18 protein-coding genes are annotated in these 17,407 nt (G+C 69.9%); 7 read left to right on the top strand and 11 right to left on the bottom strand.

Annotated elements, in window-relative coordinates; all coding sequences use genetic code 11:
• Nucleotides 1-94: 94 nt before the first annotated feature.
• Genes recO through AC3IYI_RS13095 form a run of 3 tightly spaced genes read left to right on the top strand, consistent with a single transcriptional unit; the run spans nucleotide 95 to nucleotide 2,236 of the window.
• Entirely contained in the window at nucleotides 95-841 is a 747-nt protein-coding gene (recO, locus tag AC3IYI_RS13105; protein ID WP_385381583.1) for a DNA repair protein RecO, read from the top strand.
• Between the two features lie 11 nt (nucleotides 842-852).
• Entirely contained in the window at nucleotides 853-1,677 is an 825-nt protein-coding gene (locus tag AC3IYI_RS13100) for an isoprenyl transferase (protein ID WP_489410345.1), read from the top strand.
• Nucleotides 1,678-1,705: 28 nt separating this feature from the next.
• Nucleotides 1,706-2,236 carry a YcxB family protein gene (locus AC3IYI_RS13095; RefSeq protein ID WP_489410344.1) on the top strand — a complete coding sequence of 177 codons (531 nt, stop codon included), beginning with the start codon at nucleotides 1,706-1,708 and terminating at the stop codon, nucleotides 2,234-2,236.
• Here the strand turns inward: AC3IYI_RS13095 and AC3IYI_RS13090 are convergent.
• Genes AC3IYI_RS13090 through AC3IYI_RS13075 form a run of 4 tightly spaced genes read right to left on the bottom strand, consistent with a single transcriptional unit; the run spans nucleotide 2,233 to nucleotide 5,391 of the window.
• Nucleotides 2,233-2,664: a Fur family transcriptional regulator gene (locus AC3IYI_RS13090; protein ID WP_327252681.1), complete on the bottom strand. Its 432-nt coding sequence runs from the start codon at nucleotides 2,662-2,664 to the stop codon at nucleotides 2,233-2,235. The genes AC3IYI_RS13095 and AC3IYI_RS13090 overlap by 4 nt on opposite strands.
• Before the next feature lie 59 nt (nucleotides 2,665-2,723).
• Nucleotides 2,724-3,590 (bottom strand): metal ABC transporter permease, encoded by an 867-nt coding sequence (locus AC3IYI_RS13085; RefSeq protein ID WP_489410343.1) that lies wholly within the window; start codon nucleotides 3,588-3,590, stop codon nucleotides 2,724-2,726.
• The gene (locus AC3IYI_RS13080) at nucleotides 3,590-4,381 is read right to left on the bottom strand and encodes a metal ABC transporter ATP-binding protein (protein ID WP_489410342.1); all 792 of its coding nucleotides are present in this window, start codon (nucleotides 4,379-4,381) and stop codon (nucleotides 3,590-3,592) included. The genes AC3IYI_RS13085 and AC3IYI_RS13080 overlap by 1 nt, the downstream gene beginning before the upstream one ends.
• Before the next feature lie 35 nt (nucleotides 4,382-4,416).
• A complete protein-coding gene (locus tag AC3IYI_RS13075; protein ID WP_489410341.1) occupies nucleotides 4,417-5,391 on the bottom strand; it encodes a metal ABC transporter substrate-binding protein in 975 nt (324 codons plus the stop codon).
• A 157-nt stretch (nucleotides 5,392-5,548) separates the two neighbouring features.
• Here AC3IYI_RS13075 and AC3IYI_RS13070 point away from each other — a divergent pair, with 157 nt between their 5' ends.
• Nucleotides 5,549-6,931 (top strand): glycine--tRNA ligase, encoded by a 1,383-nt coding sequence (locus AC3IYI_RS13070; protein WP_489410340.1) that lies wholly within the window; start codon nucleotides 5,549-5,551, stop codon nucleotides 6,929-6,931.
• A gap of 70 nt (nucleotides 6,932-7,001) precedes the next feature.
• Here the strand turns inward: AC3IYI_RS13070 and AC3IYI_RS13065 are convergent, their stop codons facing one another.
• The 6 genes from AC3IYI_RS13065 to AC3IYI_RS13040 all read right to left on the bottom strand — a co-directional run bounded on the left by AC3IYI_RS13065 (nucleotide 7,002) and on the right by AC3IYI_RS13040 (nucleotide 10,916).
• Complete coding sequence (locus tag AC3IYI_RS13065; protein ID WP_489410339.1) at nucleotides 7,002-7,730, bottom strand: VC0807 family protein; 729 nt, start codon at nucleotides 7,728-7,730, stop codon at nucleotides 7,002-7,004.
• A 123-nt stretch (nucleotides 7,731-7,853) separates the two neighbouring features.
• Entirely contained in the window at nucleotides 7,854-8,447 is a 594-nt protein-coding gene (locus AC3IYI_RS13060; RefSeq protein WP_489410338.1) for a TetR/AcrR family transcriptional regulator, read from the bottom strand.
• A 21-nt stretch (nucleotides 8,448-8,468) separates the two neighbouring features.
• On the bottom strand, nucleotides 8,469-9,509 hold the full coding sequence (locus AC3IYI_RS13055) for an aldo/keto reductase (protein ID WP_489410337.1): 1,041 nt from the start codon (nucleotides 9,507-9,509) through the stop codon (nucleotides 8,469-8,471).
• A gap of 125 nt (nucleotides 9,510-9,634) precedes the next feature.
• The gene (locus AC3IYI_RS13050) at nucleotides 9,635-10,063 is read right to left on the bottom strand and encodes a MarR family winged helix-turn-helix transcriptional regulator (protein WP_489410336.1); all 429 of its coding nucleotides are present in this window, start codon (nucleotides 10,061-10,063) and stop codon (nucleotides 9,635-9,637) included.
• Nucleotides 10,063-10,479: an SRPBCC family protein gene (locus tag AC3IYI_RS13045; RefSeq protein ID WP_489410335.1), complete on the bottom strand. Its 417-nt coding sequence runs from the start codon at nucleotides 10,477-10,479 to the stop codon at nucleotides 10,063-10,065. Before AC3IYI_RS13045 ends, AC3IYI_RS13050 begins: the two co-directional genes overlap by 1 nt.
• Before the next feature lie 92 nt (nucleotides 10,480-10,571).
• Entirely contained in the window at nucleotides 10,572-10,916 is a 345-nt protein-coding gene (locus AC3IYI_RS13040; RefSeq protein WP_489410334.1) for a DoxX family protein, read from the bottom strand.
• A gap of 90 nt (nucleotides 10,917-11,006) precedes the next feature.
• Here AC3IYI_RS13040 and AC3IYI_RS13035 point away from each other — a divergent pair, with 90 nt between their 5' ends.
• Nucleotides 11,007-11,462, top strand: a complete 456-nt coding sequence (locus AC3IYI_RS13035; protein ID WP_489410333.1) for a MarR family winged helix-turn-helix transcriptional regulator — start codon at nucleotides 11,007-11,009, stop codon at nucleotides 11,460-11,462.
• Between the two features lie 98 nt (nucleotides 11,463-11,560).
• Here AC3IYI_RS13035 and AC3IYI_RS13030 read toward each other — a convergent pair whose 3' ends face one another.
• Nucleotides 11,561-13,033: an MFS transporter gene (locus AC3IYI_RS13030; RefSeq protein WP_489410332.1), complete on the bottom strand. Its 1,473-nt coding sequence runs from the start codon at nucleotides 13,031-13,033 to the stop codon at nucleotides 11,561-11,563.
• Between the two features lie 63 nt (nucleotides 13,034-13,096).
• Between AC3IYI_RS13030 and dusB the strand changes: the two genes are divergently transcribed.
• Complete coding sequence (gene dusB, locus AC3IYI_RS13025) at nucleotides 13,097-14,239, top strand: tRNA dihydrouridine synthase DusB (protein WP_489410331.1); 1,143 nt, start codon at nucleotides 13,097-13,099, stop codon at nucleotides 14,237-14,239.
• Nucleotides 14,240-14,614: 375 nt separating this feature from the next.
• Nucleotides 14,615-17,323, top strand: coding sequence for a pyruvate, phosphate dikinase (gene ppdK / locus AC3IYI_RS13020; RefSeq protein ID WP_489410330.1), 2,709 nt, complete (start codon nucleotides 14,615-14,617; stop codon nucleotides 17,321-17,323).
• Nucleotides 17,324-17,407: the final 84 nt, after the last annotated feature.

Raw genomic sequence — 17,407 nt, 5'->3', positions numbered from 1 at the left:
CCCAAGGGGTGTCCCCCGCCGGGCCTCGTGCCCGGCGGGGGACGCTGCCGTTCCGGGGGTCCGCCTTGTCGGTGGGGTACAGGACAATGGGTCCATGAGTCTGTTCCGCGACGACGGCATCGTGCTGCGCACCCAGAAGCTGGGTGAGGCGGACCGCATCATCACGCTCCTGACCCGGGGCCACGGCCGGGTCCGGGCCGTCGCCCGCGGCGTCCGGCGCACCAAGTCCAAGTTCGGCGCCGGGCTGGAACCTTTCTCCCACGCCGACGTCCAGTTCTTCTCGCGCGGCGGCGAACTGATCGGCCGCAGCCTGCCGCTCTGCACGCAGACCCAGATCATCGCCCCGTACGGCAACGGCATCGTCACCGACTACGCCCGCTACACCGCCGGCACCGCGATGCTGGAGACCGCCGAGCGGTTCACCGACCACGAGGGCGAGCCCGCCGTACAGCAGTACCTGCTGCTCGTCGGCGCCCTGCGCACCCTCTCGCGCGGCGAACACGCGCCGAACCTCATCCTCGACGCCTTCCTGCTGCGCTCCCTCGCCGTCAACGGCTACGCGCCCAGCTTCGACGACTGCGCGAAGTGCGGACTCCACGGCCCCAACCGGCACTTCTCCGTCGCCGCCGGCGGGGTCATATGCGGCGACTGCCGCGTTCCCGGCAGCGTCGTACCCTCGTCGGAGGCCATCGCCCTGCTCAGCGCGCTGCTGACGGGCGACTGGGGACATGCCGACGCGTGCGAGGCGCGTCACGTGCGGGAGGGCAGCGGGCTGGTCTCCGCCTACTTGCACTGGCATCTGGAGCGCGGGCTACGCTCCCTTCGGTACGTCGAGAAATAGGAGCTGGGCACATGGCACGACGCGGGATTCTGGGACGCTCTCGCCGCGAGTACAAGGTTCCCGAGCCGCACGCCTCCGGTGAGCGGCCGCCGAAGATCCCCGGCGAGTTGGTCCCGAACCACGTCGCGATCGTCATGGACGGCAACGGCCGCTGGGCCAAGGAGCGCGGACTGCCGCGCACCGAAGGCCACAAGGTGGGCGAGGGCGTCGTACTCGACGTGCTCAAGGGCTGCCTGGAGATGGGCGTCAAGAACCTCTCCCTGTACGCCTTCTCGACGGAGAACTGGAAGCGCTCGCCCGACGAGGTGCGCTTCCTCATGAACTTCAACCGCGACGTCATCCGGCGCCGCCGCGACGAGATGAACGAGCTGGGCATCCGCATCCGCTGGGTCGGCCGCATGCCGAAGATGTGGAAGTCGGTCGTCCAGGAGCTCCAGGTCGCACAGGAGCAGACCGTCGACAACGACGCGATGACCCTCTACTTCTGCGTCAACTACGGCGGCCGCGCCGAGATCGCCGACGCTGCGCAGGCCATCGCGCGCGATGTCGCGGCGGGGCGGCTCGACCCGTCGAAGGTCAACGAGAAGACCTTCGCGAAGTACATGTACTACCCGGACATGCCGGACGTGGACCTCTTCCTGCGCCCGAGCGGCGAGCAGCGCACGTCCAACTACCTGCTCTGGCAGAGCGCGTACGCCGAGATGGTGTTCCAGGACGTCCTGTGGCCCGACTTCGACCGCCGCAACCTCTGGCAGGCCTGCTACGAGTACGCCCAGCGCGACCGCCGCTTCGGCGGCGCGGTCCCGAACCAGGGGGAGCCGGGCACCTCGGCCTGAGCCTCGTCTACGCTCCCGTGTCATGCACATGGGCGGAGATCAGACGCAGCGGACGGGACAGGTCGTGTTGGCGTACAGGCCGACGCTGGCGGACGTTCGGGGGGCCGTCCGGGCCCGCGCCCGGCGGACGGGAGCGGGCCGGGCGGAGACGGCCGCGATCCCGCTGATGACGGCCGTCCTCGTGACGGTGTTCGGCCTGGTCCGCGGAGTCCTGCCGGTCGTCCTCGTGGGCGGCGCGGTGGTGTCGCTGGGCGTCGGGCTCATCGGTGCCCGGTTCGTCCGGCGCAGTATGGCCCGCCAGATCCACAGCGTCGTGGGGCAGTACGGGGAGTGCCGCACGACGGCCGACGACCGGGGCGCCGTGACCACGGGCGAGACCATGTCCTTCTCGGCCGACTGGAAGCTCTTCCCGCGGTACGTCGAGACGCCCGAGCTGTTCGTCCTCATCGGGGGCACGCGCGCGGCCGCCATCGGGGTGCTCCCGAAGCGGGGCGCCCAGCACCCCGGCGACATCGACCGGCTGCGGGCGATCCTCGACCGGAACCTGGAGCGGCTCTAGGCCGCGGCCGCCGCGCAGTCCGAGCAGGTGCCGAAGATCTCCACGGTGTGGGCGACGTTCACGAAGCCGTGCTCCGCCGCGATCGCCTCCGCCCACTTCTCCACTGCCGGGCCCTCCACCTCGACGGCCTTGCCGCACTTGCGGCAGACCAGGTGGTGGTGGTGGTCACCGGTGGAGCAGCGCCGGTAGACGGACTCGCCGTCGCTGGTCCGCAGCACGTCCACCTCGCCGGCGTCCGCGAGGGACTGCAGGGTGCGGTAGACGGTGGTCAGACCCACGGAATCACCGCGGTGCTTGAGCATGTCGTGGAGTTCCTGGGCACTGCGGAACTCGTCCACCTCGTCCAGCGCCGCCGCTACGGCGGCCCGCTGTCGGGTGGATCGTCCTCGTACTGGCGCGGTGTTCATCTCGCCAGGCGCAGTCGCCACCGGTTCCTCCTCGTCTCGGTCTCGGCCCATTGTGCCAGGCGGCCGACTCCCCGAGGTCTTCAGACCTTTACGTCTTCCCGCGTGCAGCCTTCTTCGGCGGCGCGGGCGGCCCTGGCCCGGCGCCGGGCCAGGGGGGTGGACACCGCCGTCATCACCATGAAGACGGCGATGGCGAGCAGCACGATCGTGCCGCCGGACGGTGCGTCGATGTAGTAGGTGGCGGCCGTGCCGGACAGCGAGACCAGCACGCCGATCACCATGGCCACCGTGAGGGTGGCGGTGAACCCGCGAGTGACGCGCTGGGCGGCCGCGACCGGGATCACCATCATGGCGCTGACCAGCAGCAGACCGACGATGCGCATCGCGACGGTGACGGTGACGGCTGCGGTGACGGCCATCAGCAGGTTCAGGAAGCGCACCGGCAGGCCGGTGACCCGGGCGAACTCCTCGTCCTGGCAGACCGCGAACAGCTGCCGGCGCAGGCCCAGGGTGACGGCGACGACGAACAGGGCGAGGATCACGACCGCGGTGATGTCCTCGGCCGAGACCGTGGTGATGGAGCCGAAGAGGTAGCTGGTCAGGTTGGCCGTCGAGCCGCCCGGAGCCAGGTTGATGATCATGACGCCGCCGGCCAGGCCACTGTAGAAGAGCATGGCCAGCGCGATGTCCCCGCTGGTCTTGCCGCGGGAGCGGATCAGCTCCATGCCCACCGCGCCGATGACGGCGACGAGGGTGGCCATCCACACCGGGCTCGTGTTGAGCAGGAAGCCGAGCGCGACACCGGTCATGGCCACGTGTCCGATGCCGTCGCCCATGACGGCCTGGCGGCGCTGCACGAGGTACGTGCCGATCGCGGGGGCCGTGATGCCGACGAGGGCGGCGGCGATGAGGGCCCGCTGCATGAAGGCGTAGTCGAGGAGGTCCATCAGCTCAGCAGTCCCGTCCGGAGGGGCTCGGCGTCGTGCGCGGAGTGGGGGTGTACGTGGTCGTGGCCCGGCAGCGCGTGCTGTCCCAGGGCCTCCGGGGGCGGGCCGTCGTGCGTGACGCAGCCGTCGCGCAGGACGACGGCGCGGTCGATGAGCGGCTCCAGCGGGCCCAGCTCGTGCAGGACCAGCAGCACGGTGGTGCCGGCGGCGACCTGGCTGCGCAGGGCGTTCGCGAGGACCTCCTGGTTGGCCAGGTCCACGCCGGCCATCGGCTCGTCCATGATCAGCAGCTCGGGTTCGCCGGCGAGCGCGCGGGCGATGAGCACCCGCTGGTGCTGGCCGCCGGAGAGGGCGTTCACGGAGGCGTCGGCGTGGGAGCTCATGTCGACCAGGTCCAGCGCGCGCTCCACGGCGGCCTTGTCGGCCTTGCGCAGGAACCCGAAACGGGTCCGGGCGAGCCGGCCGGCGGAGACGACCTCGCGGACGGTGGCGGGGACCCCGCTGGCGGCGGTGGTGCGCTGGGGCACGTACCCGATGCGCGACCAGTCGCGGAAGCGCTTGAAGTCGGTACCGAAGAGGGAGAGCGCACCGTCGCTCAGCGGAACCTGGCCGACCACGGCGCGGACGGCCGTGGACTTGCCGGAGCCGTTGGCGCCGAGCAGGGCGACGACCTCACCGCTGCGGACGGTGAGGTCGATGCCGCGCAGCACGGGGCGCGAGCCGAGCGAGGCCGTGGCCCCGCGCAGGGATATGACGGGCTGGTCCAGGGCCTGGGTGGGCGTGGACTCCATGGCTCGCGCCTCCGTTGCTGCTACTGCTGTCGCCATTACTTGCTGCCGAGTGCCTTCTGGAGGTTCTTCAGGTTGGCCCGCATGACCTCGAAGTAGTCAGCGCCCTGGGACTTGTCCGTGATTCCCTCCAGGGGATCCAGGACGTCGGTCTTCAGGCCGGTGTCGGTCGCGAGGGTCTTGGCCGTCTTGTCGCTGGCCAGGGTCTCGAAGAACACCGTGGTCACATTGTCCTTCTTCGCGATGGCCTGGAGGTCCTTCATCCGGGCCGGGCTCGGCTCGGACTCGGGGTCGACGCCGGAGATGCCCTCCTGGTCGAGGCCGTAGCGCTCGGCGAGGTAGCCGAAGGCGGAGTGGGTGGTGATGAAGGTCTTGGAGGCCGTGTTCTTCAGGCCGTCCTTGAACTCGGTGTCGAGCGCGCTCAGCTTGGCGACGAGGTCGTCGGTGTTCTTCTTGTAGTCCGCCGCGTGGTCGGGGTCGGACTTCTCCAGGGCCGCTCCGACGCCCTTGGCGACCTCGGCGTACTTCACGGGGTCGAGCCAGATGTGCGGGTCAGCGCCGGCCTCGCCCTCGTGGGCTTCTTCGCCTTCGTGCGCCTCCTCGCCCTCGTGGCCTTCGTGGCCGGAGGTGCCGTGCTCCTCCAGCGTGGTGAGGGTGCCGGCGTCGACGATGTTCTTCACGCCGGACTGGGCGACGGCCTTGTCGACGGCGGGCTGCAGCGTCTTGAGGTAGAGGACCACGTCGGCCTCGCCGAGCTGCGCGGTCTGCTTCGGGGTGATCTCCAGGTCGTGCGGTTCCACGCCGGGCTTGGTGAGGGTGTCGACCTTCACGTGGTCCTTGCCGATCTGCTCGGCGAGGAACTGCATCGGATAGAACGACGCCATCACGTCGAGCTTGCCGTCCTTGGCCCCGGCGGCTCCGGCCGTCCCCGAGCAGGCGGTGAGGGCCGTGGCGGCGAGGGCGACGGTTGCGGCGAGGGCGGCGGTCGGTATGAGGCGTCGTCGTACGTTCATGACATCCATTTTCATCAAAGATGGAAACGATTGTCAAAAACCCTGGTGGGAGGGGTCGGGAAGGGCCCGTGGGAGGCGGCCCCGATTTGAAAGGGGGGGTGCGGGCGCCGGTAACCTTGAGGCTTCGCCGTTCGTCCTCGTAAATGAAGAGAGCACCGTGGCCGCCGACAAGATCGAAACCATCGTCAGCCTGAGCAAGCGCCGTGGCTTCGTTTTCCCGTGCAGTGACATCTACGGCGGCTCTCGGGCTGCCTGGGACTACGGCCCGCTCGGTGTCGAGCTCAAGGAGAACATCAAGCGCCAGTGGTGGAAGGCGATGGTCACCGGGCGTGAGGACATCGTCGGCCTCGACTCGTCCGTGATCCTGGCTCCCGAGGTCTGGGTGGCCTCCGGCCACGTCGGCACGTTCTCGGACCCGCTGACCGAGTGCACCTCCTGTCACAAGCGCCACCGCGCCGACCACCTGGAAGAGGCGTACGAGGCCAAGCACGGCCGCGTGCCCGCCAACGGTCTCGCGGACATCAACTGTCCCAACTGCGGCGTGAAGGGCCAGTTCACCGAGCCGAAGCAGTTCTCCGGCATGCTGGAGACCCACCTCGGCCCGACCCAGGACACCGGCTCCAAGGCGTTCCTGCGCCCCGAGACCGCCCAGGGCATCTTCACCAACTTCGCCCACGTGATGACCACCTCGCGCAAGAAGCCCCCCTTCGGCATCGCGCAGATGGGCAAGTCCTTCCGCAACGAGATCACCCCCGGCAACTTCATCTTCCGCACCCGCGAGTTCGAGCAGATGGAGATGGAATTCTTCGTCAAGCCGGGCGAGGACGAGCAGTGGCAGGAGTACTGGATGCAGGAGCGGTGGAACTGGTACCGCGACCTCGGCATCCGCGAGGAGAACATCCGCTGGTACGACCACCCGAAGGAGAAGCTGTCCCACTACTCGAAGCGCACCGCCGACATCGAGTACCGCTTCAACTTCGGTGGCAATGAGTTCTCCGAGCTCGAAGGCGTGGCCAACCGCACCGACTTCGACCTCAAGGCCCACTCCGCCGCCTCCGGCCAGGACCTCGTGTACTTCGACCAGGAGTCGAAGGAGCGCTACACCCCGTACGTCATCGAGCCGGCGGCCGGTGTCAACCGCGCCATGCTCGCCTTCATGCTCGACGCGTACAACGAGGACGAGGCCCCCAACGCCAAGGGCGTCATGGAGAAGCGCACCGTGATGCGCCTCGACCCGCGCCTGGCCCCGGTCAAGGTCGCCGTCCTGCCGCTGTCCCGCAACCCGCAGCTGTCGCCGAAGGCCAAGGGCCTCGCCGCCGACCTGCGCAAGTTCTGGAACATCGAGTTCGACGACGCGGGCGCCATCGGCCGCCGCTACCGCCGCCAGGACGAGATCGGTACGCCCTTCTGCGTCACCGTCGACTTCGACACCCTCGACGACAACGCGGTGACCGTGCGCGAGCGCGACACCATGAAGCAGGAGCGCGTCTCCCTGGACCAGATCCAGAGCTACCTCGGCAGCCGTCTGCTCGGCTGCTAGGTTCCCGCCGCGTCAGCGGCAGTGGCCCGGTGCGCATCGCGCACCGGGCCACTGCCGTCTTGCGGGCCGCTTACGCGGGTGCCGGACTGCCGTCCTCGGCCGCCGCGGCCTCGGCCTGGGCCGCGGCCCTGGCCTCGCCCTCGGCCTGGGTGCGCTTCGAGAACCGGATGGTCCAGAAGATCAGCGAGACCAGGAAGCCGTAGATCAGGACGGGGCTGACCCAGACCATCGTGTCGACGCTCAGCGCGTACGCCAGCACCACCCGCAGCGCGGCCTCCACCAGGTACGCGACGCCCCAGACGGTGGTCATCCGCCGCATCGCGCTGCGGAAGCCGGGGTACTGCCAGAGCCCGTTGAAGTACGCCACGCCCTCCTTGGTCCCGTCGGTCCCGAACTTGCGGCCGAAGTAGAACATCAGCGGCCGGGGCGTGAACAGGGTGGCGACGCAGAGCGCGCCGAACAGACCCGTCACCCCCGAGTCCTTGATGAGCAGGGCGCGCGCCGAGTGCGTACCGATCAGGGCGACGAGAGCGGTGATCACCAGGAAGACCAGGGTGACCACGGCGAACTCGTCGACCTTGCGGCGCCAGGCGAGGTGGACGACGGAGTCGACCACCGGCCAGACGCCACTGACCAGCAGCGCGGCGAACTCGCTCCAGCCCCGGTCGGTGAGCATGTTGTACGTGAGGATGGGCGCGACCACGTTGAACGCGATGGTCAGGATCCAGCCGATCGCGGCGGCGGCTCCGGACCGGGCCGGCGGCCTGGACGGTGCGGCTGGTTGTTGCTGAGTGGACAAGGTTCCCCCTGAAACAGACCTGATGGTGTGCGGTAAGGGGAACGTAGGAACAGGGTGGGTGCGCGGCAAGGGCCCGCCGCCCAAAATGATGATCAAGCTGTCCGGACTGGCCGGTTCCAGCCGTCAGGCGCGCAGGCCCCGGATGACCAGGGCGGTGACCGCCTCGAACTCGGCGGTGATGGTCGGCCCCAGCCAGTCCGCCGCGTACTGCGGATCGTGGAAGCGGCCGGTGGCGTCGAACACCGCGCGCGCGGCGGCGGGTACGTCGGGCGCGCTGAGCGAGCCCGCCGCGACCCCCTCGCCGATGATCCGGGACAACTGCTCGATCAGCGCGGTCAGGTGGTGCTCCACCACTCCGCTGTTCTCGCCGAGCAGCACGATGTACGTCGCGAAGAGCTCCGGGTCGTCGCCCGCCTTGTGGCGCTTGGCCTCGAACAGCGCCTCCAGCCACGACTCCAGTTTGGAGGGGGCCGGCTCGGCCGGCGCCGAGGCGATCTCCTCCAGCATGACCACGCTCTTGGCGAGCCAGCGGTCCGTGACGGCCTCGCGCAGCGCGGCCTTCGAGGGGAAGTGCCGGTACACGCTGCCGTGGCTGACGCCCAGGGCACGCGCCACGTCCACCACGGTCGCCTTGGTCGGGCCGAAGCGGCGCAGCACCTCCTCGGTGGTTTCGAGGATGCGCTCGGGGGTCAGGGGCTCGGCGGCTGCGGGTGGCATGAGTACGACCGTACAGCCGGATCAGTGTTCGCTGTCCAGGTGGGCCATCTGGGCTGCCGGGTACCGGTCGCCGGCGGCCGCACCGGCCGGGACCGCGTCCTCGATGGCCGCGAGGTCGGCCGGAGTCAGGGCGACCTGAAGGGCACCCAGTGCCTCGCCGAGCCGGTCGCGGCTGCGGGCGCCGACCAGCGGCACGATGTCCTCGCCCTGCGAGAGCACCCAGGCGATGGCCGTCTGGGCGACGGTGACGCCCTTCTCGTCGGCGACCTTGCGCAGGGCGTCGACCAGGTCGAGGTTCCGGTCGAGGTTGCCGCCCTGGAAGCGCGGGCTCATCCCGCGGAAGTCGCCCGGAGCCAGTGCCCGGTCGCGGGTGAAGTGGCCGCTGATCAGGCCGCGGGACAGCACCCCGTACGCCGTGACGCCTATGCCGAGCTCGCGGGCGGTCGGCAGGATCTCCGCCTCGATTCCGCGCGAGATCAGGGAGTACTCGATCTGGAGGTCGGCGATGGGAGCCACGGCGGCGGCGCGGCGCAGGGTGTCCGCGCCGACCTCGGAGAGCCCGATGTGCCGGACGTGCCCGGCGGTGACGGCCTCGGCGATGGCGCCGATGGTTTCCTCGATCGGCACGCCGGGGTCCACGCGGGCGATGCGGTAGATGTCGATGTGGTCCCGGCCGAGCCGCTGGAGCGAATAGGCCAGGAAGTTCTTGACGGCCTCCGGCCGCCCGTCATACCCGGTGAAGCCGCCCTCGACCGTGCGCAGGGCGCCGAACTTCACGCTGGTCAGCGCCTTCTCGCGGCTCGCGGCGGGGGCGGTGCGCAGGGCTTCGTTGATGAGGAGCTCGTTGTGTCCCATGCCGTAGAAGTCGCCGGTGTCGAGGAGGGTGACCCCGGCGTCGAGGGCGGCGTGGATCGTGGCGAGGGACTCCGCGCGGTCGGCTTCGCCGTAGAGGGCGGACATCCCCATGCAGCCGAGCCCCAGGGGGAAGGCCGTGGGTCCGGTGGTGCCGAGGGTGCGGTGCGAAGAGGTGCCGGTCTCCGAGGTGCTCTGGTTCGTCGTCATGGAACGAGAATGGCATGACGGCTGACAGATTTCAATATCTGTCACTCGTTCGGATGGGGGAGCCCCGCCCGCAAGGCGGACGGGGCTGCATGGGGGGAGGAAGGGGAGGGGGGAGGGGTCGGGAATCAGGGCTCGGGGTGGGCCAGGCGGCTCAGCAGGGTGACGGCGTCCCCGCGCGGGACCGGTCGGAAGAACTCCTCGTCGACCCCTTCGACGGCGGCGATCGCCCGCGGCGCCAGCTCGGCCCCGGCCGCGGTGACGCGCAGCCGCTTGGCGCGGGTGTCGGCCGGATCGACCTCGCGCGCGAGCAGCCCCTTCTGTTCCAGGGTGCGCACCACCTGCGAGGTCATCTTCACGTCGGTGCCCGCCTGCCGCGCCAGCGCCTGCTGGTTGGGCTGCTCGCCCTGCTCGTTGAGCCACCAGGCGCAAGCGAGGAGGACGAACTGCACGTGGGTCAGGCCCAGGGGGCCCAGTGCCGCGGAGATGCTCCGCTGCCAGCGCAGGGTGGCGTGCCAGAGCAGGAAGCCGGGACTCTCGCCGGGGGTCAGGGGCATCAGCCCTGGGCCGTCCGGACCAGCGAGGCCATGGTGTCTGGCCAGTCGGCCGTGATGGCCGGGCCGATCTGCGGGCCCGCTTCGGCTGCGCCCTCGCCGCTGATCTCCATCCGGTACACCACCCGGCTGAGCGCCGGGCCGAGCCGGTCGATCCGGTGGGTGGTCCGCAGGACCAGGCCGGCGAAGCGCGCCTCGTCGACGAACGCATCGCCCTCGGTGGCCTCGGCGACGAGCAGTTCCACCGGGTCCTGGCCGGCCGGGGTCATGGTGATCTTCGCGCCCGCCGCGAAGGCGCCCCGAAGCTCGATCTTCTCGATGTCGGCGTTCCAGGCGCCCCAGTTCTCGACGTCGGCCCACAGGGCCCAGATCGCCTCGGGTGCGGCGCTGGTCTCGATGCCGTGCTCGTACTCCCACATGGGGGCCTCCCGGGTGGATGTTCTTCGTGCAGATTATCTGCGCGGAGATTAACTGTCCAGTGGGGTGAGGTGGGAGTCGCGGCGGATGGCCGTCAGGCCATCGCGCGCAGGACCAGGGCCGCTGCCGCGACGAGGGTGAGGACGGCTGCGGGGGCGAAGTTGTAGTCCTTCGCGCGCAGGTGGGTGACGATCGCGCCGAGGAAGTAGAGGGTCACGCCGACGGCGGCGGCCACGCCCAGCGGGGTCAGCCACAGGCCCGCGACCAGGCCGATCGCGCCGGCCGCCTTGAGGGTGGCCAGTCCGGGGAGCCAGGAATCGGGCACTCCGACCTTCGTCATGCTCTCCGTGATCGCGGGGTTGCGCTGGAGCGTGAAGGTCGCGGACGCGGCGAGGGCGAGGGCGAGCAGTCCGGCGACGACGGCATAGGCGATGAACATGGCGGGCTCCAACGATCGGCGATGTAGAATCATTGAATACCATCAACGATCGGCAGAGCGCAATCATTTCCCGGTTGTTACGATGTGGACATGACGGCGCCTCAGGACACCACGCACCCGCCGCAGCGGCTGGGCCTGCTGCTGGCCTGGCACGGATCGGTCACCCAGGCCCGCATGAAGAAGGCCCTCAGCGCCGCCGGACTCACCCCGCGCCACGCGATGACCCTGACGTACCTGGACGGCGGGCCCATCGGCCAGCGCGCACTGGCCGAGCGACTGGAAGTGGACCCGAGCGTGCTCGTCGGCATCCTCAACGACCTGGAGGGCGACGGACTCGTCGAGCGCCGCCGGGACCCGGCCGACCGCCGCCGCCACAACGTGGCCATCACCGACGCGGGCACCGCGGCCCTCGCGAAGACGAACGCGGCCCTCGACGCGGTGGAACTCGGACTGTTCGCCCGCCTCTCGGACCGGGACCAGGACGCGCTGCGCGGCCTGCTGGACCGGATCGACTCGCACCGCGAGGACTTCGCCTGCGACGAGTAGGCGGGTGGGCGGGCCGGTGGCCGGGTGGTCAGCGGGTCAGCCCGTCGGCGGGTCGGCGGCCAACCCGGTGGCCGGGCGGTCCGGCAGCCGCCCCCGGCTCAGTGCCGCGGTGACGCGCCCGTACGCGCGGGGCCGTCCTTCGGCTCCAGGGCGCGAGCCGTGCGCAGGGCCGTCTCCCGGGCCCAGCTGCCGCTGGTGGCGAAGCCGACGCACAGGACGAGCAGTCCACACACGGTGATGATCCACCAGGCGGGCCGGGCCGCGGCCACGAACGCGGCGGCGGAACCGGACCCGCCCGCCATCCCGCCCGCCATCCCGGCGGCCAGGACCGCGCCCACGACCGCCACGCCCAGCGCCCCACCGGTCTGCCGACTGGTGGACGCCACCGCCGCGGCCACCCCGGCCTGGGCGCGCGGCATCCCGGAGACCGCGGTGTTGGTGATCGGTGCGTTCACCAGGCCGAACCCGATGCCGAAGAGCACGTAGCCGCAGAACAGCATCGGCGTCGAGCTCTCGGCCGAGAACGCGGCGAACAGCAGCCCGCTCGCGCTCATCGTCACGCCCGCGACCAGCAGCGGAAGCCGTGGCCCCCGGGTGGCGACGAGCCGTCCCGACACGGGTGCGCACAGGAAGGCGAAGGCCGCCATCGGCAGCATGTACAGGCCGGCGTCCAGGGCGCCCTGCCCCCGTACGTCCTGGAGGTACAAGGTGTTCAGGAACAGGAACCCGGACAGCGCGGCGAAGGCGCTGACCGCGATCACCGTGGCCCCGCTGAAGGGGGCGCTACGGAAGAACCGGGGGTCGATCAGGGGCTCCGCCCGCCGTGACTCGTAGGCCACCAGCCAGGCCAGGCACGAGACGGCGACGAGCGCGCAGCCCAGGATCAGCGGGGAACCCACTCCGGCGGCGGGGGCCTCGATGATCCCGAAGGTGACCGAGCCGAGCAGCCCCATGATCAGCAGCTGCCCCACCGGGTCCGGGCGGCGCGGGTGGTCGGCCCGGGACTCCGGGATGTAGCGCAGGGTCAGGATCAGGGCGAGGAGGCCGACGGGGAGGTTGATCCAGAAGATGGACCGCCAGCCGACCGAGTCCACGAGCAGGCCGCCGATCAGCGGGCCCGCGGCCATGGAGATGCCGACGACCGCCCCCCAGACGCCGATGGCGCGGGCACGCTCGCGCGGTTCGGTGAAGGTGTTGGTGATGATCGACATGGCGACCGGGTTGAGCATGGAGCCGCCGACGGCCTGGATCATCCGGAAGGCGATCAGCCAGCCCAGGCTCGGCGCGAGCGAGCAGAGCACCGAGCCGGCGGTGAAGAGCACGACGCCGGCCGTGAAGACCTTGCGGCGGCCGATGCGGTCCGCGGTGGAGCCGGCCAGCATCAGGAGCGAGGCCAGGACCAGCGTGTACGCGTCGATCGTCCACTGCATGCCGGCCACGGTGGCGTCCAGATCGCGGCGCATGGCGGGCAGGGCGACGTTCAGGACGGTGTTGTCCAGACTGACGATGAGCAGGCTCATGCAGCAGATCGTCAGGATCAGCAGGCGCCGCCGCTGGGTCAGCTCGTCCATGGGCCGATAGTACGCCTAACTAACGACATGCGATCAACGGCACGACTGAGCCACAATGGTGGGATGACCACGCTCCCCCCGCCTCTCGCGATCGGCCCGCACACCGTGCAGCCCCCGGTGGTGCTCGCGCCGATGGCCGGCATCACCAATGCCCCGTTCCGTACCCTGTGCCGCGAGTTCTCGGGCGGCAAGGGGCTGTTCGTGAGCGAGATGATCACGACCCGGGCCCTGGTCGAGCGCAACGAGAAGACCATGCAGCTGATCCACTTCGACGAGACCGAGAAGCCCCGCTCGATCCAGCTGTACGGAGTCGACCCCGCGACGGTCGGCAAGGCGGTCCGCATGATCGTCGAAGAGGACCGCGCCGACCACATCGACCTCAACTTCGGCTGTCCGGTGCCCAAGGTCACCCGCAAGGGTGGCGGCTCGGCCCTCCCGTACAAGCGGAACCTGCTGCGCGCGATCCTGCGCGAGGCCGTCGCGGGCGCCGGCGACCTGCCGGTGACGATGAAGATGCGCAAGGGCATCAACGACGACCACCTCACCTACCTCGACGCCGGCCGGATCGCCGTCGAGGAGGGCATCACCGCCATAGCCCTGCACGGCCGCACCACCGCCCAGCACTACGGCGGAACCGCCGACTGGGAGGCCATCGCACGGCTCAAGGAGCACGTGCCGGAGATCCCGGTGCTCGGTAACGGCGACATCTGGTGCGCCGAGGACGCGCTGCGGATGGTCCGCGAGACCGGCTGTGACGGTGTCGTCGTCGGGCGCGGCTGCCTGGGGCGTCCGTGGCTGTTCAACGACCTGGTGGCGGCCTTCGAGGGCCGTCCCGAGGACTTCCACAAGCCCACGTTGCGGGAGGTCGGGCAGACCATGCTCCGCCACGCCCAGCTGCTGGGGGAGTGGATCGGCGACGAGGCGCGCGGGGTGATCGACTTCCGTAAGCACGTGGCCTGGTACACCAAGGGCTTCTCGGTGGGTTCGGAGATGCGGCAGAAGCTCGCCGTCACCTCCTCCCTGGCCGAGCTGGATGCTCATCTGAGCGAGCTGGATTTGGATCAGCCCTGGCCGGACAGCGCGGACGGCCCCCGGGGCCGTACGTCCGGAAACAACCGGGTTGTCCTGCCCGAGGGCTGGTTGAAGGATCCGTACGACTGTGCGGGTGTGAGCGAGGGCGCCGAACTGGACACGTCCGGAGGCTGAGAAACTGCTGGCAAAACGTGCCATGCGTGGCGTGACATACGCCACGCATGGGTGAGGTTTCGCTCAGATGAGCGCAATAGTCACGGGTAAGACTTTCAAAGGGTGGCACTGGGTGCCACCCTTTGTGCGTTCAAGTCTTGAACGCAAATGTATCGATGATCGCTCATCGGAGCGGAAACAAGCCTCAGTGAGCACCTCATCCTTCGGGAGGTGAAGGGTCTTGGTAGGTTTTGGCTACTCGCTAGTTACATTCGATTGGCTGGCACCCAGGTGGTTACGGCCACATGACCGCCAAGTGGACGTACCCATAAGCCTTCGATCTGGGTATGTTCCTGGCCGTCAGGGCAGCCACCGAGCCTCGAGGAGTCGAGACCCGTGTCGGAAAACAAAGATCAGAAGTTCGTCTACGACTTCACGGAGGGCAACCGCGACCTCAAGGACCTTCTCGGCGGCAAGGGTGCCAACCTCGCCGAGATGACCAACCTGGGTCTGCCGGTCCCTCCCGGCTTCACCATCACCACCGAGGCCTGCAAGGTCTACCTCGACAGCGGCGAGGCCCCGGCCGAGCTGCGCGAAGAGGTCAGCGCGCACCTCGCCGCCCTCGAGGCGAAGATGGGCAAGAAGCTCGGCCAGTCGGACGACCCGCTGCTGGTCTCCGTGCGCTCCGGCGCCAAGTTCTCGATGCCGGGCATGATGGACACGGTCCTCAACATCGGCCTCTCCGACGAGTCCGTCACCGGCCTCGCCACCCAGGCCGGCAACGAGCGCTTCGCGTGGGACTCGTACCGCCGCCTGATCCAGATGTTCGGCAAGACCGTCCTCGACGTGGACGGCGAGCTGTTCGAGGAAGCCCTCGACGAGGCCAAGGCCGCCAAGAAGGTCACCGTCGACACCGACCTCGACGCCGCCGACCTGAAGAAGCTGGTCACCCGCTTCAAGAAGATCGTCGCCAAGCAGGCCGGCCGCGAGTTCCCGCAGGACGCCCGCGAGCAGCTCGACCTCGCCGTCGAAGCGGTCTTCAACTCCTGGAACACCGACCGCGCCAAGCTCTACCGCCGCCAGGAGCGCATCCCGAGCGACCTGGGCACCGCGGTCAACATCTGCTCCATGGTCTTCGGCAACCTCGGCCCCGACTCGGGCACCGGCGTCGCCTTCACCCGCGACCCGGCCAGCGGCCACGCGGGCGTCTACGGCGACTACCTGCAGAACGCCCAGGGCGAGGACGTGGTCGCGGGCATCCGCAACACCGTGCCGCTCGCGGACCTGGAGACCATCGACAAGGTCTCGTACGACCAGCTCATGACGATCATGACGACGCTGGAGACCCACTACAAGGATCTCTGCGACATCGAGTTCACCATCGAGCGCGGCCAGCTGTGGATGCTCCAGACCCGCGTCGGCAAGCGCACCGCCGGCGCCGCCTTCCGCATCGCCACCCAGCTCGTGGACCAGGGCCTCATCGACGAGGCCGAGGCCCTCCAGCGCGTCAACGGCGCCCAGCTCGCGCAGCTGATGTTCCCGCGCTTCGACGAGAGCGCCAAGACCACGCTGCTGGGACGCGGCATCGCCGCCTCCCCGGGCGCGGCCGTCGGCAAGGCCGTCTTCGACTCCTACACGGCCGTCAAGTGGTCCCGCTCCGGCGAGAAGGTCATCCTGATCCGCCGCGAGACCAACCCGGACGACCTCGACGGCATGATCGCCTCCGAGGGCATCCTGACCTCCCGCGGCGGCAAGACCTCGCACGCCGCCGTCGTGGCCCGCGGCATGGGCAAGACCTGTGTCTGCGGCGCCGAGGACCTCGAGGTCGACACCAAGCGCCGCCGCATGACGGTCGGCGGAACGGTCGTCGAAGAGGGCGACGTCGTCTCCATCGACGGCTCCACCGGCAAGGTCTACCTCGGTGAGGTACCCGTCGTACCGTCTCCGGTCGTCGAGTACTTCGAGGGCCGCATGCACGCCGGGGCCGACGACGCCGACGAACTCGTCGCCGCCGTGCACCGGATCATGGCCTACGCCGACCGCGTACGCCGCCTGCGCGTGCGCGCCAACGCCGACAACGCCGAGGACGCGCTGCGCGCCCGCCGCTTCGGCGCCCAGGGCATCGGCCTGTGCCGCACCGAGCACATGTTCCTCGGTGAGCGCCGCGAGCTGGTCGAGCGCCTGATCCTCGCGGACACCGACAAGGAGCGGGAGGAGGCACTCAGTGCCCTCCTGCCGCTGCAGAAGAAGGACTTCGTCGAGCTGTTCGAGGCGATGGACGGACTGCCCGTCACCGTCCGCCTGCTCGACCCGCCGCTGCACGAGTTCCTCCCCGACATCACCGAGCTGTCGGTGCGCGTCGCCCTCGCCGAGTCCCGCAAGGACGCCAACGAGAACGACCTGCGCCTGCTCCAGGCCGTGCACAAGCTGCACGAGCAGAACCCGATGCTGGGCCTGCGCGGCGTCCGCCTCGGCCTGGTCATCCCCGGCCTGTTCGCCATGCAGGTGCGGGCCATCGCCGAGGCCGCGGCCGAGCGCGCGAACGCCAAGGGCGACCCGCGGGTCGAGATCATGGTTCCGCTCGTGGGCACCGTCCAGGAGCTCGAGATCGTCCGCGAGGAGGCCGACGCGGTCATCGCCGAGATCGAGGCCGCCACCGGCACCAACCTCAAGCTGACCATCGGCACCATGATCGAGCTGCCCCGCGCCGCCCTCACCGCCGGTCAGATCGCCGAGGCCGCGCAGTTCTTCTCCTTCGGCACGAACGACCTGACCCAGACCGTGTGGGGCTTCTCCCGCGACGACGTCGAGGCCAGCTTCTTCACCGCCTACCTGGAGAAGGGCATCTTCGGGGTCTCGCCCTTCGAGACCATCGACCGCGACGGCGTCGGCACGCTGGTCCGCAGCGCCGTCGAGGCCGGCCGGGCCACCCGCCCCGACCTCAAGCTCGGCGTCTGCGGAGAGCACGGCGGCGACCCCGAGTCCGTCCACTTCTTCCACGAGGTCGGCCTGGACTACGTCTCCTGCTCGCCGTTCCGGATCCCGGTCGCGCGCCTGGAAGCCGGCCGCGCCGCCGCCGAGGCGAAGGGCAGCGACAGCCGCTGACCGCTCCGCGGCCCCGATGCCGGGGCCCCCTTGACCGCGCCTGCCCCCGGGTTCCCTGACGTCCGGCGGCAGGCGCGTCTATTT

This window comes from Streptomyces sp. GL_148 (genome assembly GCF_057834205.1).
This window is presented reverse-complemented; position numbering and strand designations above follow the sequence as displayed.